The following is a 25,949-nucleotide window of genomic DNA, read 5'->3' as shown; positions in this document are numbered from 1 at the left end:
TAGTCCTATATATATTAAAGAAATAATTAAAAAATGACGCAAAATCACTTAGTAATTTGTGATTTTACGCCATTTTTTGTTTTTTTTTTTATGAATGTCTTAAATTTGAACCTGAAATTTTAACTGGTTTGGCTAAAAATTTAACACGATCTACAATACGTGCTGCTTTAACCCTTTCTTCTTCTCCACGTTGAGAATACGTTAAGTGATGCTCTAATTGATTTAAATCGGCATTAGATGTAAAGAAGGTAGGCAATTTTTCTAACATACGGTATTGAAGAATTGTACCTAATATTTCATCTCTTGCCCAACTAGACATTTGCTCTGCTCCAATATCATCTAACATAAGAACTTCCACTTTTTTTACAGCTTCAATTTTTTCCTCTAATGTGCCTTCACTAATAGAGCTTTTTAGTTCGCGTAAAAATTCTGGTAAATAAACGAGCATCGAAGTTATTTCTTCCTCTGCTAGTTCATTTGCTATAGCCCCAAGAATAAACGTTTTTCCAACCCCAAATGGACCATGTAAATATAAACCTTGAGCCATTTTTCCTTTTTCATAGTTCATAATAAACTGTCTAGCAGCAGAAATTGCTTCAAAACGGCCAGGGTCTTCTAAAGACAAGTTTGACATAGAAGCTTGAAGAACATCCTTTGGTAAGTACATGCATTTTATTAATGATTCATGTTTTTTGCGTTTATCATTTTTCACACCATTTGGACAACGATCATATTGAACATCGATGCGTTTTCCTTGAATAATCAAATGAGGGTGATAACCATGCACCATATTTTTACACTCATTAAAAGATGGGCAATCTTCACAATTTACACTTTGTCCAATATACTCATATAGCTTAACTAGGCTACTATCAATCATTTGATCCGTAATTTCATTTTTATGCTCAGCTAAAAATGAAATGATTTTTGGGTGACTACGGACTTCTTGTCGCATTTTTTGAAATGTGTCCTGGAATTGTTTATTTTTCATTAATGCGCTAAATGCGTTTTGAATAGGTTCCATTAGCGTCCTCCCATTTAACGTTTCTTTTTATTTTTAAACATTTCTAGTTCTTTTTCTAATCGTTTTCGTTCTTCATCTATCGAAGAATCATTTTGGTTATTGATTGTTGCCGGTGCACTCTGTGAATCATTCGACTCATTTGATTGAAGCCAGTCAGGTACAATCTCAGTTCGAATTGTTTTATTTCGTCTATTACTTGAGCGAGCTTTAGCAGTAGTTGCACTCTGTTTAGTTTCCTCAAACTCTTTACGGGCAAGGTCCATAGCCTGTTTAACTGTTGTTACACCTTTTCTCGCCCAATGACTTGCTATCTTAATTACGTAATTTCTAGAAAGCTTTTTATCTAAACGGATCATTACATAGTCAATTAACACATTTGCAACTCCAGGAAGAAGCTTTTGATCAATCATAATCTCTTCGATAATTTTCAAATCAGCTTCACTTGGTTCAGCTCCACCCGATATCTCCTTAAGGTATTGACGAGGAGAAATTGTTTCGAAGCAATGAATTAATTTTTCTTCTTGAGTTGATGGCTGCTCATTGACCATTTGTCTATGCTGAATGGGTTGAACCTTTTCCACAATCGTAGGCAGAGCTTCATGATGTTGGAATTGATACCAGTCTCTTGCTTCAAGTCGAATAGTCTCAATATTGATTTTATTATCTTCATTTAATGAGCGCATAACAATCGTTTTCATTTGAATTGGATTTATTCCATATAAAAATGCAAGTTTTAAAATTGTTTCTTTTACTTCTGTAGTAAAAGCTCTTTTTGGAACAAACGAATCAGAAAGTCCATCTAAAAATAATGCATAGTCAAACTCTTCCATTTTGACAGATATTTTAATTGGTTGATTATCTTGTAAAATTCTACGATCATTTGACGTAGAAAGATTGTTACTTTGTTGAATTTCATTTAATTGCTCAACTGTAATTGCTTGGAATACCGAATCAAATGAACGTGAAATCTCACGAAACCCTTCTTTCGAAAATGCTTGTCTACTAAAAAAGGTTTTAGTACGTTGATATTGAGTTTTTCCAATTGTTTTAAACAGAAAGATATTTAGGATAGGATCTTCGAAAAAAGAATGAGGATCTAGCGGAGATTGAAGCTCATATAGAAGCTTTTTTGTACTATTTTCAAATCCTTCATAAACTTTAAGTAAGCCGATTCCTTCAAGGATTAATCTTTGTTCATAAATTGATTTTAAATTACTTTTCATTCCAAGCATTAAAGAATGATGTGTTAACGTATTTGGATTAAGGTCCGTTTGTTCACATTCACTCCAAAGTGTCATATATAAACTTAAAGCTTGACTACCAATTATAGGTTGATACAACATCGTCAATACTTGCCTATGAAAATTATGTAAATACCCAGCTGCCATTACAGTATAAGGATCCGCAGGTAGAACATCCATCCAATGTTGCTTATCAATAGACATTCAAACACATTCCTTTCTTGTATCAAAAGAGCGAAGTATTATTCGTCTTTACCTCGCTCTTTGTTAATTAAATCTTTTAATTCATCAATAAATACATTAATATCTTTAAATTGACGATAAACTGACGCAAATCGTACGTATGCAACTTCATCAACTTTAGATAAATGCTCCATGACCATTTCACCTAGAACTTCACTCGGAACTTCTGATGTACCACTATTTTTCAGTTCTTTTTCTATGCTATGAATAATGTCTTCTAGCTGAGATAAAGAGACAGGGCGTTTTTCACACGCTTTGATCAGTCCCCTTAACATCTTATCTTTACTAAATTCTTCACGAGCTCCCTCTTTTTTTACAACTAAAATAGGATTATCTTCAACTCGCTCAAAAGTTGTAAAACGATGCTGACATTCTTCACATTCACGTCTTCTTCTAATTGAACGACCTTCATCAACTGGTCTACTATCAAGTACTCTTGTCCCATTAAAGTTACACGTTGGACATCTCATCGTTATAGTTCAACTCCAAACACTTAATTGTTTAAACGTATTATTATAACTCTATACTATAACAAATTCAAAATAAACTAAAGTTTATTTCTTAAAAGTCACAAAGCCTATTTTCGTCTTGACGAACGAAATTTCATTATTTTATTTTAATGCAAATATTTTTTACTATGTAAAGCTAGTTCATTCTCCAAAAAGAGTATTGAAAACTAGATTGTTTAAATAATCTGATTCCGATATATACAACATAAATAGGCATTATATGCATTTTGCAAACTCTTTAAATCAATTTAGCAAAAACAAAAAAGAGAGATGAAAAATCACCTCTCTCAATTCTTTTTAGTTACCATTTACAACTTTTACATTATCAACTTGAATGGGACCCATTCCTCTTGGTAACTCAACGTTTTCGCGAGTATCAGCTTCTAAAGCCTCAGCGATAAAGTTTGCAGCTACATTCGGATCAATTCTATCACCGCAAGTGTAAACATCAATACTTGCATAACCATGCTCAGGAAAACTGTGAATAGTTAAGTGTGATTCTGAAATGATTACGACACCACTAACGCCATGAGGAGCGAACTTGTGAAAAGCAACTTCACGAACTTCTGCACCAGAGCGTAACGCAGCATCAACAAAAGTCTCCTCAATAAATTTCATATCATTTAATTTTTCTGTATTGCAACCCCATAGTTCTGAAATGACGTGACGACCCATAGTATCCATATTCATTTCCCCCTTAAAATAATTTGTCATGACCTCTATTGCGAAAGTATGATCAACTACCACGGGGGAAAGTTAGTCCAAAGAGGTCCTAACCCTTTAAGTAATTAGTTATACTTTTAGAAGTTCACGAAAGTTAGTATACTTTTTTTAAATTTGAATTGCAAGATAAATTTTATTTTTTTGTTATTTACTGAATTAATTGTGAAGAAAATAAGTCTGGAAGTGCGATAAATGCATGTATAGCAAGGAAACAAAGGGTACATGCTTTTTAGGGGATTTATTTGAAATTAACGAAAGATTCTCGACTCCGATTGGAAATCTGGGAATCCTTAAGCCCCTTCAGAAAGCGATCGAGAAGGAGAGCTCAAGTATCACACCTCTTGGAATGCGAGCATATGTAGTGTAAATCAACGTTCTTCATTCTTAGATAATAAGTCACACACATTCCCTCTTAATAGTCATAAATTCACATTTTCTCTTAATATGTCATACAACTTCAAAAAGGCTAACCAGATTAACTAGTTAGCCTTTTGTATTCGTTTACAATTTTTTATAAGTACAATATTTTATTGATTAAACAGTTTCAAGCTTTTTTATTTTAGATGCAACAATTGACACTAAGTCAACTACTCGTCTTGAGTAACCCCACTCATTATCATACCAAGCTAATACTTTAACCTTTGTACCATCGATTACCATTGTAGTAAGAGAATCGATAATTGCAGAGTGTGTATTTGTATTAAAATCAATTGATACTAATGGCTCATTACAATATTCGATAATTCCATGCATTGAACCTTTAGAAGCCGTTTCAAACACTTCATTAATTTCTTCTACAGTTACTTCTCTCTTTAAGTCAACAACTAAGTCAACAAGTGATACGTTTGGAGTTGGAACACGTAAAGCCATACCATGTAACTTGCCATTTAAATGTGGAAGTACTTTAGATAATGCTTTTGCTGCACCTGTAGTTGTTGGAATAATTGATTGACTACAAGCACGTGCACGACGTAAATCTTTATGTGGATTATCAATATTTTTTTGATCATTTGTAAATGAATGAACAGTTGTCATTAATCCATTAACAATACCAAATTGCTCATCTAATACTTTTACAACTGGCGCTAAACAGTTAGTTGTACAAGATGCGTTTGAAATAATATGATGATTTTCTAGGTCTAATTTATCATCATTTACACCAATTACTACTGTGATATCTTCATTTTTACCAGGTGCTGTTAAAATTACTTTTTGAGCTCCAGCAGTAATGTGCATTTTTGCTTTTTCAGCATCATTAAATTTTCCAGTTGCTTCAATTACTATATCAACATTTAGCTCGTTCCATGGAAGTAACTCAGGATTTCTTTCACTAATTAACTCCACACGCTTACCATCAACGATTAAATGATCTGCATTTGCAATTACTTCACCATCAAACTTACCATGAACTGTATCATATTTAATTAAGTGCGCTAAAGTTTCAGAAGGATAACTTGCATTAATTGCAACGATATTATAGTCTCCATTTTTAATTGCTTGACGGAAAACCATGCGTCCAATTCGACCAAATCCATTTATTGCTACATTTACCATAAGTAAACCCCCAATTAAGTTATACTGTTTATTATCTCCCTGCAATTAGTATAACACATAAGTTGGATTTTGGTTAAACTATTTACATTATTTTATTAAATAATTTTATTTAATAGGTCTTTAACTTGTCTTTTTGTATCCTCAAAGTCACCATTGTTATTTATTACATAGTCAGCTCGTGCTGCTTTTTCTTTAACAGGTATTTGAGATGCAATACGTAAAAGTGCATCCTCTTTCGTTAAACCATTACGATTCATCAAACGCTTTAGTTGATTTTCTTCCGACACTGTCACTACAATCACTTTTTCCACCAATTCAATTGAGTTACCCTCATATAAAAGAGGAATATCTAAAATAACAAGTGGTTCACCTTGTTTTATGTATCGATCAGCTTGTTCTTTCATTTCACGTCTGACTTCCGGATGTACTATTTCATTCAGTTGTAAGCGCTTTTCTTTATTATTAAAAATAATACTTCCGAGAAATGGTCGATTAATTTCACCAGAATCTAAAAGAATCTCACTTCCGAAAGCTTCAACGATTTTTTTATAAGCAGGTTGTCCAATTTCAACCACTTCTTTTGCAATTACGTCTGCATCAACAATTGGAACATTTAATTCCTTTAAGAAATTTGAGACCGTACTTTTTCCACTTGCAATGCTACCAGTTAGTCCAAAAATTTTACCCATCTTTTATTCTCCTTACACTAGATAAAGAGGACCAAATGGAATAAATCCATTCGGATACACTCTTTCATTATTTTTATTACATCTTCATTAATCCAATTAATATTAAAAAAACACCTGGTAAAAAGGTTAACTTTTGAAGCCACAATGTTTTCGATAACACATTTCCTAATTTCATACCAAATAATAAGAATAAAGCACTTGCAGTAGATGTTACGATTGCCGTCAATAGTGGAGAAAATCCAAGTAATGATGCACCTATACCAGCCCCAAAGGCATCAAGTGAAAGTGCAAACCCAAGTAACATTGCTTCCAGTCCATTAATACTACCTGAACGATCTATATCAGCAGTTGTAGGCTTCTTTAAAATCTTTACGACTACACCTAGAATTTCAAATTCCCAGTCAATCCCTTTTTCTTCTATCTCATTCTTTTCTTCTATATTTGATCCTTTATTTGATCGGTAAAATTGAAAAAGTACCCATAATCCTATACATACAAGTACAAATCCCCCGATTCTTTTTGCGATTATTGGTGAAAAAAAGTCTGTAATTGCATGCCCAATCCCCATGGATGTCATTAATATGATCCCTGAACAAGATGCAATTGTAATGATTGATTTTAAAGGAATTTTTACTTTTCGAAGTCCATAAGTAAATCCAACACTGCAACTATCTAAACTTAGTGCGCATGCTAGTAGTATTAATGATAGCATATTTACCATAAAAATAGGCTCCTCTCTTTCGTACTCTTGATATAGTATGAAAGAAAGGAACCTTATGTTAATTTTTTTTAGGCTGACAGACCGGGCAAAAAGAAGTACCTCTGCCACCAACTTTTATTTTTTCTATTGGTTTGCCGCAATTATGACACTCTAAACCCTTTCTGCCATATACTTTAATGATATCTTGAAAAGTTCCTATTTGCCCTTGTGAATTTACATAAGAACGAATTGTGCTTCCACCTAAATCCACAGCCTCTTGTAAAGTTGCTGTAATGGATTCGGCAAGTATTTTTATTTGTTTAGGCTTTAATGATGATGCAGGTGTTTCCGGATGAATCTTAGCTCTAAACAAAACTTCATCAACATAAATATTGCCTAAACCAACTACTAATTCCTGATCTAATAAAACGACTTTAATCTTTCGGTTTGTATTTTTAAGCTTTATTCTTAAATAATCAGCAGTAAACTCATCGGAAAATGGCTCTGGGCCTAATTTAGCAAGTGGAGGTCCCTCATTCTCCTCACCTTTATTAAATAAATGCATTGTGCCAAATTTACGAACATCTTGATACCGAAGTTCTGTTCCATCTTCAAATAGGAATCGAACATGAGTATGAGGTGCTACAGGTTCTTCCGCTGGGAACACGCGAAATTTCCCTTCCATTCTTAAATGCGAAACAAGTGTAAAATCACTTAATTGAAATAGTAGAAACTTACCTCGACGATTAATATTTTCTACTGTTTGACCTTTTAGTAAAATCTGAAACTCATCTACTTCATTAGGTTTCTTTATTATTTTCCCCCATGAAACGATTACTGTTGAGATTGTTTTCCCAACTATTAAATCCAGTAAAGTTCGTCTGACCGTTTCAACTTCTGGTAATTCAGGCATATAAAGTCACCCTATCTATTTATTTTGCTTCAAACCAAGAATCCCCAAAATTATAATCAACCTTTAATGGCACTACTAGCTCGACTGCATGTTCCATTACTTCTGGTACGATTTTTTCTAAAATTGCTAATTCTTCTTTTGGAGCTTCTAATATTAATTCATCATGTACTTGTAAAATTAATTTTGCCTGAAGTTTTTCTGATTTAAGACGCTCATCTAGTAAAATCATAGCCTTTTTAATAATATCCGCAGCACTACCTTGGATTGGGGTATTCATCGCTGTTCTTTCAGCAAATCCACGAATATTAAAATTAGAGCTTGAAATTTCAGGAATATAACGACGTCTATTTAAGATTGTACTTACAAATCCTTCTAGTTTAGCCTTTTGAACAATATCTGACATATAATCTTTTACTTTTGGAAAACTAGCAAAGTACTTTTCAATAAATATAGCCGCTTCTTTTCTTGTAATACCTAATCCTTGTGACAATCCATAATCACTAATTCCATATACAATCCCAAAGTTAACAGCTTTTGCTTGTCTTCTCATATTACTTGTTACTTCATCAGCACGTACATGGAAAACATCCATTGCAGTCTTTGTATGAACATCAAAGTCATTTTTAAATGCATCCATTAAATTATCATCTTGTGCTATATGAGCCAATACCCTTAATTCAATTTGAGAATAATCAGCAGCAAAGATCAGCCAGTCTTTTTTAGATGCGACAAAAGCTTTTCTAATTTTTCTACCTTCTTCTAAACGAATAGGAATGTTTTGCAGGTTAGGATCAATTGAGCTTAAGCGACCAGTTTGTGCTAATACTTGATTAAATCGTGTATGAACCTTGGAATCTGATTCATTTATCACTTTTAATAAACCTTCTACATAAGTAGAATTTAATTTCCCAACTTGACGATAGTGAAGAATTAACCGAATGATTTCATGTTCTGCCTCTAATTTTTCAAGGACATCAGCAGAAGTGGAGTAACCAGTTTTTGTTTTTTTACCAGATGGTAAATTTAACTTTTCAAATAATATAACACCTAATTGCTTTGGTGAATTAATATTGAATTTTTCACCGGCTAACTCATAAATAGTCTCTTCAAGCTCTTTTAACGTATTAGCTAGTTCTGAACCCATCGTACGAAGAGTCTCTTCTCTAACTGTTACTCCTTCAAATTCCATATCACCTAAAATAAAAGTTAATGGTAATTCTAATTCTGTTAGTAGTTCAAATTGACTATTTTTCCGCAATGATTCTTCTAATGTTTCTTTTAGTTTACTAATTGCAATTGTTTTACGAACAATAAATTCAGATAAAACCTCATCTGATGGTTTAGTTTGCTTTGCACCTTTACCATAAATCGATTCGGCAGTTTGAATTGAAAAATCTATTTTACCATTTACTATATCAGCAAATTCTTTATTAGACTGGGCAGGGTCATATATATATGAAGCAAGTAACGGATCGAAATTAACACCATTTAAATTAATTCCTCTCCACTTCAGTGCAACATAAGCACCTTTTGCATCATATACATTCTTATTAACACGCTCATCCTCAAGCCATTTTTTAAATAGATCTGACTCTAACCCAACAGCTGTTGGAATAAAGAAATGACCTTTTTCATTTGAAAGCCCAAACCCTTGAATTTCTTCTGTATGATAATTTTCTCCAATCATTTCAACGATTAGGCTTGAATGATTAGCTAAATGTTTCTCCTCAATTGAATCTAGTACTTCATAGTTAATCTCTTCAAGCTCTTCAATCGATTCTTTGATGTCCAATTTAGCTAACAATGATGTAAATCCAAGAGATTTAAAAAATTCCGCTACTTTATTCGTATCAGCTTCCGGAAGCGTTGTGTCATTTACAGTTAATTCAATTGGTGAGTTTTTATTAATTGTTGCTAATTGTTTACTCATTAAGGCTTGTTCTTTATTTTCACTTAAATTTTGAAGAAGCTTTGCTCCACTTACTTCCCCTATATTTTCATAAAGGCCTTCTACAGTTTGAAACTGTTTTAAAAGTTTAATTGCAGTCTTTTCCCCAATACCTGGGACACCAGGAATATTATCAGATTTATCACCCATTAATCCTTTCATATCAATAATTTGATCAGGTGTAATCTCATACTTTTCATGAATCGCTGCAGGAGTAAATTCTTCAACTTCAGTAATACCCTTTTTGGTCATACTTACTGTAATACGGTCATCAACTAGCTGTAATAAATCTCGATCACCTGAAATGACCTTTACTTCATATTCGTCTTTAGAGGCTTGACCAGCTAGTGTACCAATAATGTCATCCGCTTCATAATTCTCTAATTCATAACGTGCAATTCCGTACGTATCTAATAGCTGACGAACAAGTGGAAACTGTTCACTTAACTCTGGTGGGGTCTTTTGCCTTCCACCTTTATATTCTTTAAATGTACTATGTCTAAATGTTGTTTTCCCTGCATCAAATGCAACAAGCATATGACTCGGTTTTTCGTCTTCAAGAATTTTCATTAACATCATTGTAAATCCATAAATTGCATTCGTATGTACACCTTTATCATTACTCAAAAGTGGCAATGCAAAAAAAGCTCTATAGGCAATACTATTCCCATCAATTAAAACCAATTTCTTCTTCAAAATAGATCCCCTTCCTATTACAAATCTCACTATCTTTTTATGTATAATTTTTATTTCATACTTTTTACTTTTCAAAAAATTAATCGTTTCCTCATTTCCTTGCTCTTAACATTTTAACATGAACTATTCATAAAAGAAAAAGAGGTCGTCCTTGATTCAGGCATATTAAAAGTTTTTATTCACTTTTAGATTAAAGTTGAATAATTATGACTTTTAAGATTGAATCGTAAGACTACCTCTGTAATTAATTCAAGTCGATTTCTCGCTCAAAAATTAGTTCAACACATGAACCTTCTATTGCTTGCTGATTGTTTACTACTTGATGAAGGCGCCAGCCACTTTTAGCATAGTTCCCAACTACATCATAATAATGACGATTAGATGATTTAGTGTTAACTTTTACAAATTCGTATTCGTACATCTGTATCCACCCTTCGATGTATGATTCAACACTCATAATTTCCCCAAAAATTATAAAAGTAATAAGAACAAATAAAGAAAACTCGTCGACTGACTAGCCTTTTAGGTAGAAGCGTAGTTGCACTTATACTTTATTCCTAAAATTGGCTATCACTTCTAATACGATTCCTCGCTGCCAATTTATACTTTCTTAAAGTGCAATAAAAAAAGGTATCCACTAGTATGGACACCTTAAAGAAAAAATAAAACAGTTTTAAGTATAAAAAATCCCGGAAGTATAGCTACTCCCGGTTTAAGATAACTCCTTGGATGAAGGGGTTTTCATCATAACTATAACAATTTTTTATTAATTATTAATAAATACAATGTAAAATCATTGTAAATGTCACATCGAAATATTTTTATTTAATGTTACAATGAATGATGTCCCATGTCCTAGTTTACTTTCAACGTCGATTTTTCCTTTATGAGCTTCGACAAGATGCTTTACGATCGCTAGTCCTAGGCCTGTCCCTCCAGAGTTCCTACTTCTTGCTTTATCTACTCTGTAAAAACGTTCGAAAATACGAGATATTTCTTCTTTTCCAATTCCAACTCCAGTGTCATTTACCCTTAATACAATATGGTCATCTGTTTCGGAGGCAGTAATAAATACTTTGCCACCAGCTGGAGTATAGTGAATTGCGTTATCCACTAAATTAATAATTACTTGTTTTAATCTTAACGCATCAGCATATACAACTAAAGGACTATTCAAGTATAGTTTGAAGTCTATATTTTTCTCTTCTGCTTTTTGATTAAGCATTTGCTGTACATCTTCAATAACTTGTTTTGCGGATACTTCTGCAAGATCCAATTTAAAATTCTGTTGCTCAATTTTTGAAAGGTCTAACAAATCTTGAATAAGTGTCTGCATACGATCACTTTCCGTTAAAATAATCGATAAGAAGTTTTTACATAACTCATCATTTTCCATTGCCCCATCTAGAAGAGTTTCAGTAAAACCTTTAATAGATGTAATTGGCGTTTTAAGCTCGTGAGATACATTTGCAAAAAAGTCTTTTCGGACTTGTTCTAATTTCTTTAATTCACTTATGTCATGGAAAACAAGAACGATTCCTTTCCACTCGTGATTTATCCCAATGATTGGTGCACCATATATTTCAAAATGTTTTCTTTCAATTGATAATGGCAGAATGATTTGCTTTCGAACTTTTATTTCTTTTAGAAAAATTTCTTCCACAATTTCAATGACTTCTTTATGTTTAAATGCATCATAATAAAGCTCACCCAATATACTTCTCGAGTCAACTTTGAACGTTTCTCGATATGTTTTATTAATTAGGTTTACATGACCTCTACTATTAATTAAAACAACCCCGCTACCAATATTATGGATCAATGTGTTTAATCGATCTTGCTGCATTTCTTGTTGACTAGTCATTTCTTGTAGATTTTTTGCAAGTACATTCATTGCTTGACTTAACATTGTTGTAGATTCATTACTTTCGGTTAATGTTCTAGCTTTATAATTCCCTTTGGATAATTCAATTGCAACTTGTGTAATATCTTCAATTGGTTTTGAAAATTGATGCGAGTATCGTATCAGTAAAATTATGATGGCAAATAAAACAAAACCTAATAATGAAAATAATAACATCCAAATACTACGGTAAACTTCTTTGATCGACTTAGTTGAATAATCAACTATCAAAAATTGTTTATTGCCATGTTTATCTGTTATTTTCTTGCCATAATATTTAGCTGCAGAATCTTTTTCGGTAAATTTAGCTGCACTCTCTACTTTATCAAGTCGTTCTAAATAATCTTTTAAATTCTTTGATGATATATTCAATTCCACATTCTCATTGCTAGATTTAGCGATTAGATTATAATGATCATCAAATAATATAATATCGATATTTAAATCCTTTGATATCTTTTTTAACGTTTGATTAGATATATTCTTAGTTAATGGTGTATTTGACTCCATGATCGAGGCAATTAAGTTAGTCTCTTTCTCAATTCTTTGATCATAGTTTGTCAGATAAAAGGATTTAAATATTTGCCCTAGAACGATTCCTAATATTACAAGAATAACGATTATTATTGCAGAAAATCCATAGAGCAATTTTCGATTTAGATTACTCATTTATTCTTGGTTCCTCTAATTTATATCCTAATCCACGAATTGTTTTTATATAAATTGGTTTTTTCGAGTCTAGTTCAATTTTTTCTCTTAAATGGCTAATATGAACATCGACAATTCGAGTGTCTCCAGCAAAATCATAATTCCAAACGGCACTTAATAATTGATCTCGAGTTAATACTCTACCTTTATTTTTCGTTAAATATAATAATAACTCAAATTCCTTAGGAGTTAACTCTAGTTTTTCACCTTGGAAATATGCTTCATAGTACTCAGGTAAGATTTTCAAATCAGCTATTATTAAAGTGTCAGCGTCGTCGTTTGCTTGTACTGGAGTCTCAGTAATTTTAGATCTTCTTAAAATAGCTTTAACTCTTGCTACGACTTCTCTTGGACTAAATGGTTTTGTCATGTAATCATCTGCACCAAGTTCAAGCCCTAACACTTTATCAAATTCATCATCTTTTGCTGTAACCATTAAAATTGGAGTAGTATTTCTTTGAAGTCTTAATTCTTTACATACTTCCATACCATCTTTTTTAGGTAGCATTAAATCTAAAACAATTAATTCTGGCTTTTCCTCTATAGCCTTTTGTAAACCTTCTTCACCATCAGTAGCTGTAACAACTTGAAAGCCAGCCTGTTCTAAGTTAAATTTGATTAATGTTAAGATATGCTCTTCATCGTCTACTACAAGAATTTTATTGTTCATTTCATATTCCTCCAGGTCAGTGTTAAACCCTCATCCATTTGTTTCCTATTTTATTTATCTATATCTACTTTTTAATCATACTAAAAATTCTATCATACGTAAAACGTAAAAAGCAGTTAGGAGATGGATGGAAAGTTCATACATAAGTAAAACAACAAAAAAGAATGTCAGTTGACATTCTTTAAGTTAAAAATTTTCATATAGTAGAGCATTCGATTGGTTTACCGTTGGTGGAATTACTGTCAGTTTTCCACTAGCAATTTCAGTTTGTGTTTTATTTAAAACGCTTACATTAATACATACTTCATTTAGCTCTAAGTTAATTTCGACTACTTCAAAATGAATTGAAATTGTTTCATTGTGATATATATGTTGATCGAATTGAAGTTCTTTTTTAATAATATGACTTCCTGGGCCAGGTAAATGTTTTGTTACTGCTGCAGAGACTAATCCGCTTATAATAAAACTTGGAACGATCGGTTTATTATATTTTGTTTGCGAAGCATAGTTGTATTGAGTATATAACGGGTTTGTATCGCCTGTTAAAGCCAGGTATAAGTAAATATGTTTTTCATCAATATGTTCTGTTACAATTAACTTTTCACCAATTGAAATGTCTTCAAGTTTTCGTCCGATTTTTGCTTTTTTAGTTAACATATTAAACCCCCTGTTTATCTTAATATTTTAAAAATTCGATAAACAACAGCAAATTTCCTTCTTAATCGGCAAAATTTTTATAAAAAAACTTATAAAAATTTTTAATTTTCGTCTATTCATATTTTCCCCCTTATGGAAGATAAAATTCTATCTTTCTCCTTAATAAGTAATTTAAATACTCCGTATACATACTGACTTTTAAATCCGTTTAGCATACATAAAAATCAAGTGGTTTGTTGCATAAAGAACTTGTACATACTTATATCGTGAAACATCATTTCGGAAGCATAAGTTTTTGGTATAATTTAGTAGATAAGATGTTTAGATTATTCGGCTATGTGAAAAGGAGAGATGGAAATGTCCTATACGGTTGATTTTAAAAATGTGTCTACGGTTGGTTTAGAGTCTTCCCCTGTAGTAGATGCACTTGCTGGTTTACGCGCAAATGAAGCTCGTTATTTTATGAACAAGTACAAACATGAATTTACGGTTGTACCAGCTAGTGAAAGTCAGGAGACACTTGATTATGTGCACCGAATTTTGAAAGAAGAACGTGATATCGAATTCGCTGCTAAACCTTTAGAAACTTCTCGTTTTCAAGTGGAAAATATTAAATTTGCCTACGTCTTTTATGAGGATGGACTTTCGGTCAACGTTATGTATACGGTTGATGATCCTAAGAAGCGAGCTGTTGGGTTTAAACTTTCTGACGGAATGGAAATACCAATGGAGTTAGTAGAGAAATTTAAGTTTGCTAGACAGAAGTCTAAACTAGCTGGAACGATTCGAGGCTCGTATTTTGTCATTAAAGGTGAATATTAAAAGCTTAAAAAACTGAAAAGACCCACAAGGTAAATTCTAACTACCTTGTGGGTCTTCTTTTTAAGCTAAAACGTTCATAACGTTTTTGACAGCTGCAACTGAGCGATCTAATGCTGTTTTTTCATCAGCAGTCAAATCTAATTCGATAATTTGTTCAATACCGTTTCCGCCAATAATTGTAGGAACTCCTAAGTAAATACCGCTGTAACCATATTCGCCTTCTAAATAAGCAATTGTAGGTAACACGCGACGTTGGTCCTTAAGTATAGCTTCAACCATTTCTACTAAAGATGCAGCAGGTGCATAATAAGCACTTCCGTTCCCTAGTAGATTAACGATTTCTCCGCCACCCTTACGAGTACGTTCAACAATAGCATCTAAACGATCTTTTGGAATTAATTTTTCTAATGGAATACCACCAGCATATGAATAACGCACTAATGGTACCATATCGTCTCCGTGACCACCTAAAACAAATCCAGAAATATCTTTAACGGATAAATTTAATTCTTGAGCTACGAACGTTCTGAAACGAGCTGTGTCAAGAACTCCAGATTGTCCAATAACGCGGTGTTTAGGGAAACCTGCTTCTTTGTATACTGTATAAGTCATTGCATCAACTGGGTTAGTTAAAACAACAATTGTACAGTTAGGAGAGTATTTTACGATTTCACGAGTAACTGCTTTCATGATGTTTGAGTTAGTTGATACTAGATCATCACGGCTCATACCTGGTTTACGAGCGATACCTGCTGTGATTACTACTACATCTGAATCAGCTGTGTCAGCATAATCACTAGTACCAATAATGTTAGCATCAAATCCTTGAACTGGACTTGCTTCAAGCATATCTAAGGCTTTGCCCTTAGTAGGGTTCTCTAGTTGTGGAATATCAACTATTACTACATCCCCTAATTCTTTTTGTGCAAGCAAGAAAGCTGTTGTAGCACCAGTAAATCCAGCACCTACTACGGAAATTTTACGTCTACGAATTGACATACAAATACCTCCCTTTTGTTTACAAACACAATTTAATTATACAAGAACTGATTCCATATTTGAAATTAATTCGTTTGCGAATTCAGAACATTTTACTTCAGTAGCTCCATCCATTAGACGAGCAAAGTCATAAGTAACAACTTTTGAAGCGATTGTTTTTTCCATTGATTTAAGAATCATAGAAGCTGCTTCATTCCAGCCCATATGCTCAAGCATTAATACTCCAGAAAGAATAACTGAAGATGGGTTTACTTTATCTAATCCAGCGTATTTAGGTGCTGTACCATGTGTAGCTTCAAAAATAGCATGTCCAGTTTCGTAATTGATATTTGCTCCAGGAGCGATACCGATTCCACCAACTTGAGCAGCAAGCGCATCAGAAATATAGTCACCATTTAAGTTCATTGTAGCCACTACATCGAACTCACGTGGTCTAGTTAAGATTTGTTGTAAGAAGATATCAGCAATGCTATCTTTTACTAGGATTTTACCAGCTTTTTCAGCTTCATCCATTGCTTTGTTAGCAGCGTCTTTACCGCTTGTTTCTACAATGCGATCGTATTCTGCCCATGTAAATACTTTATCACCGAACTCTTGCTCAGCAACTTCATAACCCCAGTTCTTAAATGCACCTTCAGTAAATTTCATGATATTACCTTTATGAACTAAAGTTAAAGATTTACGGTTTTCTTGAATTGCATAATTAATTGCTGCACGTACAAGACGTTTTGTACCTTCTTCAGAAATTGGTTTAATACCGATACCAGATGTTTCTGGGAAACGGATTTTATTAACACCCATTTCTTTTTGTAAGAATTCAATAACTTTTTGAACTGCTTCAGAACCTTTTTCATATTCGATACCAGCATAGATATCTTCAGTGTTTTCACGGAAAATTACCATGTCTGTATCTTCTGGACGTTTAACTGGTGAAGGTACTCCTTCAAAGTAACGTACAGGACGTAAGCACACAAATAAATCTAATTCTTGACGTAGTGCAACGTTTAAAGAACGAATACCACCACCAACTGGAGTTGTTAAAGGTCCTTTAATTGCGATCATGTACTCTTCAATTAAATTTAAAGTTTCTTGAGGTAACCATTCACCAGTAGCATTAAATGCTTTTTCACCAGCAAGAACTTCTTTCCATTCAATTTTACGATTACCATTATATGCTTTTTCTACAGCTGCATCTAAAACACGTGAAGATGCTGCCCAAATATCTGGGCCTGTACCGTCGCCTTCAATAAAAGGAATAATTGGATTGTTTGGCACGTTTAATTGGCCGTCTACTAATGTAATTTTTTCAGCTTGCATTACATGCTCCCCCTTGTATAAATAAATTAAATTCATTAAAATACATGCTTTTGAGAGGAAGATTCCTCTTCCTCTCTTTACTATACCACTATTATTCGAATATTAAATACTATTTTAAGTATTCAATTACTTCTTTATGCACGCTCTTCAATTGGAATGTAAGAGTTTTTCTCTGGTCCTGTATAATCTGCACGCGGACGAATAATACGATTATTTTCATATTGTTCTAAAATGTGAGCAGTCCAACCAGACATACGGCTAATAGCAAAGATTGGAGTAAATAAATCATGTTCAATTCCTAAGCTGTGATAAACAGATGCAGAGTAGAAATCAACATTTGGTGGAATATTCTTTTGAGTTGTAACAAGCTCTTCAATTTTTTCAGACATTGTGTACCATTTTAACTCTCCAGTAATTGCACCTAATTGACGAGACATTTCTTTTAAATGTTTCGCACGTGGGTCCCCACCACGGTATACGCGATGTCCGAATCCCATAATTTTAGCTTTAGCATCCATTTTCTCTTGAATGTAAGGTTCAACATTTTCAATTTCACCGATTTCAGCTAACATTTTCATAACGCTTTCATTTGCGCCACCGTGTAATGGACCTTTTAAAGCTCCAATCGCAGCCGTAATACCTGAATAAATATCAGATAATGTAGCTACGCAAACGCGTGCAGTAAATGTTGAAGCATTTAATTCATGGTCAGCATGTAGTACTAAAGCTTTATTAATTGCTTCTTCTGCAATCTCATTAGGTTTATCACCTGTTAGCATGTATAAGAAGTTAGCTGAGAATGATAAATCTTTATTAGGAGCGACTGGTTCAAGCCCCTGACGAATTCGAGAAAACGCTGCCACAAATGTTGAAATTTTAGCTTGAAGTTGGATTGCTTTAAGATAATTTGAATCTGAGTCCATTGCTTCAGCATTTTTGTCATACAATGCAAGCATTGAAATAACTGTACGTAATACAGTCATAGGATGTACATTTTTTAAGTTAGTTGATTTTAAGTAAGTAATAACTTCTTCTGGTAACTCAGCATTATCTGCTAATTGAGAAGTAAGTTCTTTAAGTTGATCCTTATTTGGTAACTTGCGATGCCATAATAAATATACTACTTCTTCAAAACTTGCATATTCTGCTAATTCATCAATACCGATACCTACATACGTTAATGTATCATCAATAATAGAACTTATAGAAGTCGTAGCTGCTACAACACCCTCTAAACCACTTTTAACTGTCATATTCCCCTCTCTCCTTTACGCAAAAATTTCCCTAGTATTTAATACATACATATACTGGTATAACTCTTTTAAAATACCGAGTATACATAGAAAGGAACCCTACTATCATTTATTATAAACAATAATCTGACTTTTGTGAATGAAAACAATTTACTAAAATATAATTATTATGCAATTACTTAATTAATTCTACTATCCAAATGAATAGATATGCGATTCCAGCTCCAATTAAAGGCCCTACTGCAACCCCTTTAAATACTGCTACAGACAGTACAGTACCTAGTACTAATGCTGCTGTTATTTGTGGACTAGTAGCTAATAATTGTACTCCACCTTTTGCCAGAAGAGCCACGGCGATACCAGAGAGTAGTGCGATCCAAGCAACAGGCGTTTTTAATGCATCAATTAAATTTTTAAAACCGATTTCACCAGTCGCGATTGGTACTAATACAGCAATCGTAATAATCGTTACGCCTAAATTAATACCTTTTGATTGCATATACGGAAATACTCGATCTCCTAGAGGAGTATATTTTAGTACTAACAATACTATAATTGAAATAATTAAAGAGTTATTTTTAGCGATTGCACCAATTAATAATAAAACTAAGAGAAATATTGTCGATTCACTCATTTGTTAGTATCCCCTTAATGTATAATTTATTAATAAATACTATCAAACTTTACTATTATAAAAAAATATTTCTTGATAAAATAAGACAAGAGGACTCATTTCACTTTGGAAGGAGGTAAAAGTTTGAATAGAACTTTAGTTTTTCAGATCATCCGGTTTTTATTTGTGATCGCATGTATTATTTTAGGTCTTTACGTGGCACTATTCATCTCAAAACTTACATACCCTTTCATCATTGCTTTTATCATTGCATACCTTTTAAATCCACTAGTAAATTTATTAAACGAAAAAGCCAGAATACCAAGAGGAATAGCAGCATTTTTATCAATTATTTTACTATTAGCTGTTCTAGCAGGATTATTTACATTACTAATTACGGAAATCATTTCAGGTTCAACCTATTTAATTCAAGTTGTTCCAGAAAGCTTTGAACGATTAATTTATTTCGTTGAAAATATTGTTACTGATAAGGTGATTCCTTTATATGACTTAATTATGAGTAAATATAGTCAACTCGGTGCTGGTCAACAGCAAACGATTCGCACAAATATACAATCAATTGGCGATTCTGCAATTAATCTAGGAAAAGAAGCATTAAACGGAATTATTGTAGGGATTAAATTAGTAATCGCTTTATTACCAAATACTGCTACATTAATATTCGTTTCTTTATTAGCAACATTCTTTATTAGTAAAGATTGGTACAAAATAAAAAATTTATTCGCAAAATATACTCCAGATCGAATTCAACATTACAGCAAAACAATTTTTATTGATTTACGAAAAGCTTTATTTGGTTTTATTAAAGCACATATCACTCTTATTTCTATGACGACAGTGCTAGTCTTAATCGGATTATTAATATTAAGAATTCCTTTCGCAATCACTATCGCAATTATAATCGGCTTCATTGACTTACTTCCTTACTTAGGAACTGGCTTAATTTTCGTACCATGGATCTTATATACATTTCTGTCTAGCGATTATAAATTAACGATTGGTCTTGCAATTTTATATGGTGTTGTAATTGTCCAACGTCAACTTGCAGAGCCAAAAGTTCTATCTTCAAATATTGGACTACAACCACTTCCTACTTTAATCTCGTTATTTGTTGGTTTTAAATTTTTTGGTCTACTAGGATTGATTGCCGGTCCAGTAACTTTAGTAATTTTATCAACTTTGTATCGAGCAAGAGTCTTCCATGAACTTTGGTATTATATTAGAGGTTCGAATTAAACTGAAAATCAAATTTTTATTTCTTTGCAAATTAAAAACGAGAAAGCTAACTGCTTTCTCGTTTTTTGTCTCTTATAAAAAATCTTTTGCATTTTCAATGTTCATTTCTTTATATATCCAGTCCAAACAACATTACCTTTTAGCTTTTTCATTACAAAATAAATAAGTTGTTGAACAAATTTGATTCTAATTGGTTTAATTAGCAACACGATTGCCAATAAGTCGGTAATTGGTCCCGGAATAAAAAATAGGAGGCCAATTAGAAAAAATGATAATCCCTCTATCATGATTAAATCTGGCATTTTGCCTGCCCGAAGCTGTTCTCCGGCTTGTTGTTTAACTGTAACCCAAACGGTTCTCATGATATATATACCAATCAAAAGCGTACCGATTAGCCAAAGAAATACTGATAAGGAACCAATTACTCTACCAAGTAATGTTAAACAGATTAAATCAATTAATGGGATTAACAATAGCCAACCAACAAGTTTTTTCATGGTAGTTTCACCTCTTGCTTAGAATTAAAATATCTCTTAATAATCTTATTTATATCAAAAAATAAAGAGAAGGAAACTTTGTCCTTCTCTTTATTATATCTTAAAATATGCTTTTATGTCCTGTACTAACTATTCCTCTAGAAGCATCTACTGTAACAGCTTGACCGTTTACAAAGATGTTCGTTGCATTTTCCACTCCAACAATTACGGGAATTCCTAAGCTAACACCTACTACTGCAGCATGGCTAGTTAATCCACCTTCTTCAGTAATAATAGCTGCTGCTCTTTCAATCGCTGGCATCATATCTCTATCTGTACTATTTGTTACTAAAATACTTCCTGGTGTAACTTTCGATACAGCTTCTTCACCTGTTTTTGCGATGATAACTTTTCCTGCAGCAGTTTTGCGACCAATACCTTGACCTTGAGCGATCACGTCACCTACTACATGGATTTTCATCATATTTGTCATACCTGTTTCACCGATTGGTAATCCAGCAGTAATGATGACAGTATCACCATTTGAAACAAATTTAGCGTCTTGAGCCGCTTCCATAGCATGTTGTAACATTTCATCAGTTGAGTTTGCTCTTTCTCTATATTCAGTTTGAACTCCCCAAACTAAAGTTAGGCGGCGACAAATACGAATATCAGATGTAATAGCTAAAATTGGAGCTTTTGGACGATATTTCGAAATCATTTTCGCAGTATGTCCACTCTCTGTAGGAGCAATAATTGCAGCTACTTTTAAGTTTAGAGCTGTTGCTGCAACCGATTGACCAATTGCATCTGTAATTGTTCCTTTATTTTCTCTTTGACGCTTTTTAAATAATTCTTCGTATTGTAAGCTTTTTTCAATTCGAAGCGCAATTGAGTTCATCATTGAAACAGATTCGATTGGATATGAACCTGCAGCAGTTTCTCCTGATAACATAATTGCATCAGTTCCATCAAGAATAGCATTTGCTACGTCACTTGCCTCTGCTCGTGTAGGTCGAGGATTACGTTGCATAGAATCTAACATTTGAGTAGCTGTAATTACTGGCTTACCTAAATTATTACATTTTTTAATTAATAGTTTTTGAACTATTGGTACCTCTTCTGGTGGAATTTCTACGCCCATATCACCACGTGCAACCATTAAACCATCTGAAACTTCAAGAATTTCATCGATATTATCGATCCCTTCTTGGTTTTCGATTTTAGGTATAATTTGAATATATTCAGCGCCATGTTTACCTAAAAGCTCACGAATTTCTAATACATCAGAAGCTTTACGAACGAAAGATGCAGCAATAAAATCAACATTTTGCTCAATACCAAATTCGATATCGCTTATATCTTTTTCTGTAATACCAGGTAAATTTACACGTACATTTGGTACGTTTACACCTTTTTTATTTTTTACTAAACCGCTGTTTAACACTTTAGTACGAATATCATTTCCTTCAATACCAATTACTTCTAATCCGATTAATCCATCATCGATTAGAATTTTAGAACCAACATGCACGTCGTCAATTAATCCTTCGTAAGATACTGCAAATTTTTCTGCTGTACCAACTACTGGTTCAGTAGTAATAATAACTTCATTTCCAGTTTTTAATTCTGCTTGGCCACCTTCAAAATCTAAAGTACGAATTTCAGGACCTTTTGTATCTAAAAGAATCGCTACAGTTCTACCAGTTTTTTTTGAAGCCTCGCGGATACTTGTAATTCTTGCAGCATGCTCTTCATGAGAACCATGCGAGAAGTTTAAACGTGCTACGTTCATTCCTGCATTAATTAACTCTACTAATTTTTCTACCGATTCACTAGCAGGACCAATCGTACAAACTATTTTTGTTTTACGCATTTTTTACCCTCCAAATTTATATAAAACTCAAAACTATTACGAAATTTATGAAATCGATTGCTCAATTAAATCTACCTAATTAAATTGAAAGTTCTTGAGATAATTGGTACATATCTCGATCAAGTTCATGCTTTTGGGATAACGCTTCGATAATATCATGATCAACTAACTTATTATTTTGGATTCCAACACAACGTCCACCTTTGCCCTCCATAAGTAGTTCAACCGCTCTCGCTCCTAGACGACTTGCTAAAACTCGATCAGCAGCACTTGGTGAACCACCACGTTGAACATGTCCTAAAACTGTTACACGCGTGTCAAAGTTAGTTTTATCTTGTATTATTTTACCAATCTCAATTGCACTTCCGACGCCTTCTGCAACGACAATGATACTATGTTTTTTGCCACGCTCACTACCGCGGTTTAATTTACTAATAATATCATCCATATCATAATCACATTCAGGTATTAAAATCGTTTCTGCTCCATCAGCTAATCCTGCCCATAATGCAATATCACCTGCATTACGACCCATTACTTCGATTACATATGTACGCTCATGTGATGTTGCTGTATCACGAATTTTATCAATCGCATCAATAACAGTATTTAATGCTGTATCGAATCCAATTGTAAAATCTGTACCTGGAATATCATTATCAATTGTACCTGGAACACCAACGCAAGGATAACCATGTTCAGTCAACTTCTTTGCACCCTGATATGATCCATCTCCACCAATAACAACTAATCCTTCAATTCCAAACTTTTTAAGCTGTTCGATTCCTTTCATTTGTCCTTCTAATGTTTTAAATTCTGGACAACGTGCACTAAGTAGTTTCGTCCCACCACGGTGAATAATATCACCAACAGAACCTAACTCTAGTTTCTCAATATTTCCATTAATAAGACCAGAATAACCTTGGTATACACCATAAACTTCTAGGCCATGGAAAATCGCTTTCCTTACAACTGCACGTACAGCAGCGTTCATTCCTGGAGAGTCTCCTCCACTAGTTAATACGCCAATTCTTTTCATTATGTATTCACCTCAATGATTTTACCTTATGCTTTTATTCATTTAAATAAAGTACCATGTAATGCCTATTTAAACAATAGAAATAATGTGAACTTTTTCATAAACTTTTTTTAATGAAAGAAACACTTTTAAAAGTATGACGACATCTTTATGCATATTGCTATTTTTTACTATTTTAAAAAAAAAAATACAAAAAGAGCATGCTAACATATTGTTTCACACACTCTAGAAGTTAAACTAAATATTATTGGTCAAAAGAAATTTTCCCTAATTTTGCGTGTTTTTCATATCGTTGTTGAACTAGCTCTTTTTTATCCATAGATAACAGTGACTTTAATGTTTCGTATAAGTACTTGTCGATATATTTCGCCTGTTGTTCAACATCATTTTGTGCTCCACCTTTTACTTCAGGTATAATTTGGTCAACTACACCTAATTCTAATAAGTCTGGAGCTGTAATTTTCATTGTTTCAGCTGCTCTACGTGCCTGTGAAGAATCTTTCCATAATAATGCTGCTGCACCTTCTGGTGAAATAACAGAGTAAGTTGAGTTTTCTAACATCAGTAACTTATTACCAATTCCTAATGCTAACGCTCCACCACTACCACCTTCGCCAATTACAATACAAATAGTAGGTACTTTTAAGCCTGCCATTTCAAAAATATTTCGGGCAATTGCTTCACTTTGTCCACGCTCTTCAGCTGCTTTACCAGGATATGCACCTTTTGTATCGATAAACGCAATAATCGGTCTGTTAAATTTCTCAGCTTGTTTCATTAAACGAAGTGCTTTTCGGTACCCTTCTGGATGTGGCATACCGAAATTACGTCTAATATTTTCTTTTGTATCTTTACCACGTTGATGTCCAACTACAGTAACCGGTAATCCACGGTAAGATGCGATACCTGATACGATTGCGGCATCGTCTCCAAATAATCGATCACCATGACACTCAAAGAAATCCGTAAATAATCTATTAACATAATCTAAAGTAGTTGGTCGTTCTGGATGTCTAGCAACTTGTACACGATCCCAAACTCCCATGTTACCGTATATTTCATTTTCTAAAGTTTTTAAACGTTCTTCTAAACGTCTGATTTCTTCAGAAAAATCAACATCATGTTGACTTGTATAAACCTTTAGTTCGTCTATTTTCGTCTTTAGTTCATGAATCGGTTTTTCGAATTCTAACATAACCACTATTGCAAGACACCCCCTTGATGTAAGTTAAGGATTGTAAATAATTTTGAACGTAATTCTAATCGTGAAATGACTGCATCAAGCTGACCATGATTCAAAAGGAATTCTGCAGTCTGGAAGTCTTCAGGTAGTTCTTCACGGATTGTTTGCTCAATAATACGTCTACCAGCGAAACCAATTAAAGCACCAGGCTCAGCAAAGTTAAAATCGCCTAAAGACGCAAAACTAGCAGATACTCCACCTGTAGTTGGATTTGTCATAATTGAAATTGCTAAATAACCTAGCTCGCTATGCTTTTTAAGCGCAGCACTAGTTTTTGCCATTTGCATTAAACTTAAAATACCTTCCTGCATACGAGCTCCGCCAGATGCAGTAAAAATAATAAATGGTGAACCGTCAGATGAAGCTCGCTCAACTGCACGAGTTATTTTCTCTCCGACAACAGAACCCATGCTTCCCATTCGGAATCTCGCATCCATAACTGCAATTACAACAGGAATTCCGTCGATTTTTCCTTTTCCTGTAACAATTGCCTCGTTAAGCTCTGTTTTTTTACGATCACCTTCAAGCTTCTCTATGTAATCAGGGAAGTGTAAAGGATTCGCAGAAACCATATTTTGATCAAACTCTTCAAAAGTATCTTCATCAATTAAGCTTTCGATTCTTTCGAATGCTGTCATTTGATGGTGATATCCACAATTATTACAAACTTTTAGGTTTTTTATTAATTCTTTTGTAATACTAATTTTTTTACATTTAGGACATTTTGTCATAACACCGTCAGGTAAATCTTGTCTCATTACTTCTGAAGGTATAGATGCATATTTTTTCTTTTTGGAAAATAAGTCTTTGATTTGCAACCTAATTCCTCCTAACTTTTTTAGTACTAAATACTAATAGGATACTATAAATGTTATA

The 25,949-nt window shown here is 33.3% G+C and carries 24 protein-coding genes; 2 read left to right on the top strand and 22 right to left on the bottom strand.

Going from position 1 to position 25,949, the window contains the following annotated elements:
• Positions 1-88: 88 nt before the first annotated feature.
• From dnaI to EP747_RS19960, 13 genes are all read right to left on the bottom strand, one after another.
• Positions 89-1,024, bottom strand: a complete 936-nt coding sequence (gene dnaI / locus EP747_RS20020; RefSeq protein WP_129691834.1) for a primosomal protein DnaI — start codon at positions 1,022-1,024, stop codon at positions 89-91.
• A 14-nt stretch (positions 1,025-1,038) separates the two neighbouring features.
• On the bottom strand, positions 1,039-2,469 hold the full coding sequence (locus EP747_RS20015) for a replication initiation and membrane attachment family protein (RefSeq protein ID WP_129691833.1): 1,431 nt from the start codon (positions 2,467-2,469) through the stop codon (positions 1,039-1,041).
• Positions 2,470-2,507: 38 nt separating this feature from the next.
• Complete coding sequence (gene nrdR, locus EP747_RS20010; protein ID WP_025568424.1) at positions 2,508-2,978, bottom strand: transcriptional regulator NrdR; 471 nt, start codon at positions 2,976-2,978, stop codon at positions 2,508-2,510.
• 336 nt (positions 2,979-3,314) lie between these two features.
• On the bottom strand, positions 3,315-3,701 hold the full coding sequence (speD, locus tag EP747_RS20005) for an adenosylmethionine decarboxylase (protein WP_088013420.1): 387 nt from the start codon (positions 3,699-3,701) through the stop codon (positions 3,315-3,317).
• A gap of 573 nt (positions 3,702-4,274) precedes the next feature.
• Positions 4,275-5,294 (bottom strand): glyceraldehyde-3-phosphate dehydrogenase, encoded by a 1,020-nt coding sequence (locus EP747_RS20000; RefSeq protein ID WP_129691832.1) that lies wholly within the window; start codon positions 5,292-5,294, stop codon positions 4,275-4,277.
• A gap of 95 nt (positions 5,295-5,389) precedes the next feature.
• Positions 5,390-5,983: a dephospho-CoA kinase gene (gene coaE, locus EP747_RS19995; protein WP_129691831.1), complete on the bottom strand. Its 594-nt coding sequence runs from the start codon at positions 5,981-5,983 to the stop codon at positions 5,390-5,392.
• Between the two features lie 76 nt (positions 5,984-6,059).
• On the bottom strand, positions 6,060-6,743 hold the full coding sequence (ytaF, locus tag EP747_RS19990) for a sporulation membrane protein YtaF (RefSeq protein WP_268895677.1): 684 nt from the start codon (positions 6,741-6,743) through the stop codon (positions 6,060-6,062).
• A 19-nt stretch (positions 6,744-6,762) separates the two neighbouring features.
• Positions 6,763-7,596, bottom strand: coding sequence for a DNA-formamidopyrimidine glycosylase (gene mutM / locus EP747_RS19985; protein ID WP_129691829.1), 834 nt, complete (start codon positions 7,594-7,596; stop codon positions 6,763-6,765).
• A gap of 19 nt (positions 7,597-7,615) precedes the next feature.
• On the bottom strand, positions 7,616-10,240 hold the full coding sequence (gene polA, locus EP747_RS19980; protein ID WP_129691828.1) for a DNA polymerase I: 2,625 nt from the start codon (positions 10,238-10,240) through the stop codon (positions 7,616-7,618).
• A 244-nt stretch (positions 10,241-10,484) separates the two neighbouring features.
• Entirely contained in the window at positions 10,485-10,697 is a 213-nt protein-coding gene (locus tag EP747_RS19975; protein WP_129691827.1) for a DUF4177 domain-containing protein, read from the bottom strand.
• A gap of 348 nt (positions 10,698-11,045) precedes the next feature.
• The gene (gene pnpS / locus EP747_RS19970) at positions 11,046-12,812 is read right to left on the bottom strand and encodes a two-component system histidine kinase PnpS (RefSeq protein WP_129691826.1); all 1,767 of its coding nucleotides are present in this window, start codon (positions 12,810-12,812) and stop codon (positions 11,046-11,048) included.
• Positions 12,805-13,521, bottom strand: a complete 717-nt coding sequence (locus tag EP747_RS19965) for a response regulator transcription factor (protein ID WP_129691825.1) — start codon at positions 13,519-13,521, stop codon at positions 12,805-12,807. The genes pnpS and EP747_RS19965 overlap by 8 nt, the downstream gene beginning before the upstream one ends.
• Before the next feature lie 186 nt (positions 13,522-13,707).
• Positions 13,708-14,178: a MaoC/PaaZ C-terminal domain-containing protein gene (locus tag EP747_RS19960; RefSeq protein ID WP_129691824.1), complete on the bottom strand. Its 471-nt coding sequence runs from the start codon at positions 14,176-14,178 to the stop codon at positions 13,708-13,710.
• 357 nt (positions 14,179-14,535) lie between these two features.
• Here EP747_RS19960 and EP747_RS19955 point away from each other — a divergent pair, with 357 nt between their 5' ends.
• Complete coding sequence (locus EP747_RS19955; RefSeq protein WP_114346828.1) at positions 14,536-15,000, top strand: phage tail protein; 465 nt, start codon at positions 14,536-14,538, stop codon at positions 14,998-15,000.
• A gap of 60 nt (positions 15,001-15,060) precedes the next feature.
• Here EP747_RS19955 and mdh read toward each other — a convergent pair whose 3' ends face one another.
• From mdh to EP747_RS19935, 4 genes are all read right to left on the bottom strand, one after another.
• Positions 15,061-15,999 carry a malate dehydrogenase gene (gene mdh / locus EP747_RS19950; RefSeq protein ID WP_088013431.1) on the bottom strand — a complete coding sequence of 313 codons (939 nt, stop codon included), beginning with the start codon at positions 15,997-15,999 and terminating at the stop codon, positions 15,061-15,063.
• Between the two features lie 36 nt (positions 16,000-16,035).
• The gene (gene icd, locus EP747_RS19945; protein ID WP_129691823.1) at positions 16,036-17,316 is read right to left on the bottom strand and encodes an NADP-dependent isocitrate dehydrogenase; all 1,281 of its coding nucleotides are present in this window, start codon (positions 17,314-17,316) and stop codon (positions 16,036-16,038) included.
• A gap of 134 nt (positions 17,317-17,450) precedes the next feature.
• Complete coding sequence (citZ, locus tag EP747_RS19940; RefSeq protein WP_129691822.1) at positions 17,451-18,569, bottom strand: citrate synthase; 1,119 nt, start codon at positions 18,567-18,569, stop codon at positions 17,451-17,453.
• Between the two features lie 175 nt (positions 18,570-18,744).
• Entirely contained in the window at positions 18,745-19,203 is a 459-nt protein-coding gene (locus EP747_RS19935; protein ID WP_129691821.1) for a DUF441 domain-containing protein, read from the bottom strand.
• Positions 19,204-19,326: 123 nt separating this feature from the next.
• Here EP747_RS19935 and ytvI point away from each other — a divergent pair, with 123 nt between their 5' ends.
• The gene (ytvI, locus tag EP747_RS19930) at positions 19,327-20,439 is read left to right on the top strand and encodes a sporulation integral membrane protein YtvI (RefSeq protein WP_129691820.1); all 1,113 of its coding nucleotides are present in this window, start codon (positions 19,327-19,329) and stop codon (positions 20,437-20,439) included.
• A gap of 101 nt (positions 20,440-20,540) precedes the next feature.
• Here the strand turns inward: ytvI and EP747_RS19925 are convergent, their stop codons facing one another.
• From EP747_RS19925 to accD, 5 genes are all read right to left on the bottom strand, one after another.
• Positions 20,541-20,936 carry an FxsA family protein gene (locus tag EP747_RS19925; RefSeq protein WP_129691819.1) on the bottom strand — a complete coding sequence of 132 codons (396 nt, stop codon included), beginning with the start codon at positions 20,934-20,936 and terminating at the stop codon, positions 20,541-20,543.
• Between the two features lie 100 nt (positions 20,937-21,036).
• Positions 21,037-22,791 carry a pyruvate kinase gene (gene pyk / locus EP747_RS19920; protein WP_129691818.1) on the bottom strand — a complete coding sequence of 585 codons (1,755 nt, stop codon included), beginning with the start codon at positions 22,789-22,791 and terminating at the stop codon, positions 21,037-21,039.
• A gap of 79 nt (positions 22,792-22,870) precedes the next feature.
• Positions 22,871-23,830 carry a 6-phosphofructokinase gene (gene pfkA / locus EP747_RS19915; RefSeq protein ID WP_129691817.1) on the bottom strand — a complete coding sequence of 320 codons (960 nt, stop codon included), beginning with the start codon at positions 23,828-23,830 and terminating at the stop codon, positions 22,871-22,873.
• A gap of 244 nt (positions 23,831-24,074) precedes the next feature.
• Complete coding sequence (gene accA / locus EP747_RS19910) at positions 24,075-25,031, bottom strand: acetyl-CoA carboxylase carboxyl transferase subunit alpha (protein WP_419179331.1); 957 nt, start codon at positions 25,029-25,031, stop codon at positions 24,075-24,077.
• Complete coding sequence (gene accD, locus EP747_RS19905; RefSeq protein WP_129691845.1) at positions 25,031-25,831, bottom strand: acetyl-CoA carboxylase, carboxyltransferase subunit beta; 801 nt, start codon at positions 25,829-25,831, stop codon at positions 25,031-25,033. The genes accA and accD overlap by 1 nt, the downstream gene beginning before the upstream one ends.
• Positions 25,832-25,949: the final 118 nt, after the last annotated feature.

The sequence above is a fragment of the Gottfriedia acidiceleris genome (assembly GCF_004138285.1).
GTDB classification, from domain to species: Bacteria; Bacillota; Bacilli; order Bacillales; family Bacillaceae_G; genus Gottfriedia; species Gottfriedia acidiceleris_A.
Note: the sequence above shows the minus strand (reverse complement) of the source record. Positions and strands in the feature narration are given on the sequence as shown.

Coding starts and splice junctions, on each gene's coding strand:
- dnaI (WP_129691834.1), bottom strand. CDS start 1,024: ATGGAACCTATTCAAAACGCATTTAGCGCATTAATGAAAAATAAACAA.
- EP747_RS20015 (WP_129691833.1), bottom strand. CDS start 2,469: ATGTCTATTGATAAGCAACATTGGATGGATGTTCTACCTGCGGATCCT.
- nrdR (WP_025568424.1), bottom strand. CDS start 2,978: ATGAGATGTCCAACGTGTAACTTTAATGGGACAAGAGTACTTGATAGT.
- speD (WP_088013420.1), bottom strand. CDS start 3,701: ATGGATACTATGGGTCGTCACGTCATTTCAGAACTATGGGGTTGCAAT.
- EP747_RS20000 (WP_129691832.1), bottom strand. CDS start 5,294: ATGGTAAATGTAGCAATAAATGGATTTGGTCGAATTGGACGCATGGTT.
- coaE (WP_129691831.1), bottom strand. CDS start 5,983: ATGGGTAAAATTTTTGGACTAACTGGTAGCATTGCAAGTGGAAAAAGT.
- mutM (WP_129691829.1), bottom strand. CDS start 7,596: ATGCCTGAATTACCAGAAGTTGAAACGGTCAGACGAACTTTACTGGAT.
- EP747_RS19975 (WP_129691827.1), bottom strand. CDS start 10,697: ATGAGTGTTGAATCATACATCGAAGGGTGGATACAGATGTACGAATAC.
- pnpS (WP_129691826.1), bottom strand. CDS start 12,812: ATGAGTAATCTAAATCGAAAATTGCTCTATGGATTTTCTGCAATAATA.
- EP747_RS19965 (WP_129691825.1), bottom strand. CDS start 13,521: ATGAACAATAAAATTCTTGTAGTAGACGATGAAGAGCATATCTTAACA.
- EP747_RS19960 (WP_129691824.1), bottom strand. CDS start 14,178: ATGTTAACTAAAAAAGCAAAAATCGGACGAAAACTTGAAGACATTTCA.
- EP747_RS19955 (WP_114346828.1), top strand. CDS start 14,536: ATGTCCTATACGGTTGATTTTAAAAATGTGTCTACGGTTGGTTTAGAG.
- mdh (WP_088013431.1), bottom strand. CDS start 15,999: ATGTCAATTCGTAGACGTAAAATTTCCGTAGTAGGTGCTGGATTTACT.
- icd (WP_129691823.1), bottom strand. CDS start 17,316: ATGCAAGCTGAAAAAATTACATTAGTAGACGGCCAATTAAACGTGCCA.
- citZ (WP_129691822.1), bottom strand. CDS start 18,569: ATGACAGTTAAAAGTGGTTTAGAGGGTGTTGTAGCAGCTACGACTTCT.
- EP747_RS19935 (WP_129691821.1), bottom strand. CDS start 19,203: ATGAGTGAATCGACAATATTTCTCTTAGTTTTATTATTAATTGGTGCA.
- EP747_RS19925 (WP_129691819.1), bottom strand. CDS start 20,936: ATGAAAAAACTTGTTGGTTGGCTATTGTTAATCCCATTAATTGATTTA.
- pyk (WP_129691818.1), bottom strand. CDS start 22,791: ATGCGTAAAACAAAAATAGTTTGTACGATTGGTCCTGCTAGTGAATCG.
- pfkA (WP_129691817.1), bottom strand. CDS start 23,830: ATGAAAAGAATTGGCGTATTAACTAGTGGAGGAGACTCTCCAGGAATG.
- accD (WP_129691845.1), bottom strand. CDS start 25,831: ATGAGACAAGATTTACCTGACGGTGTTATGACAAAATGTCCTAAATGT.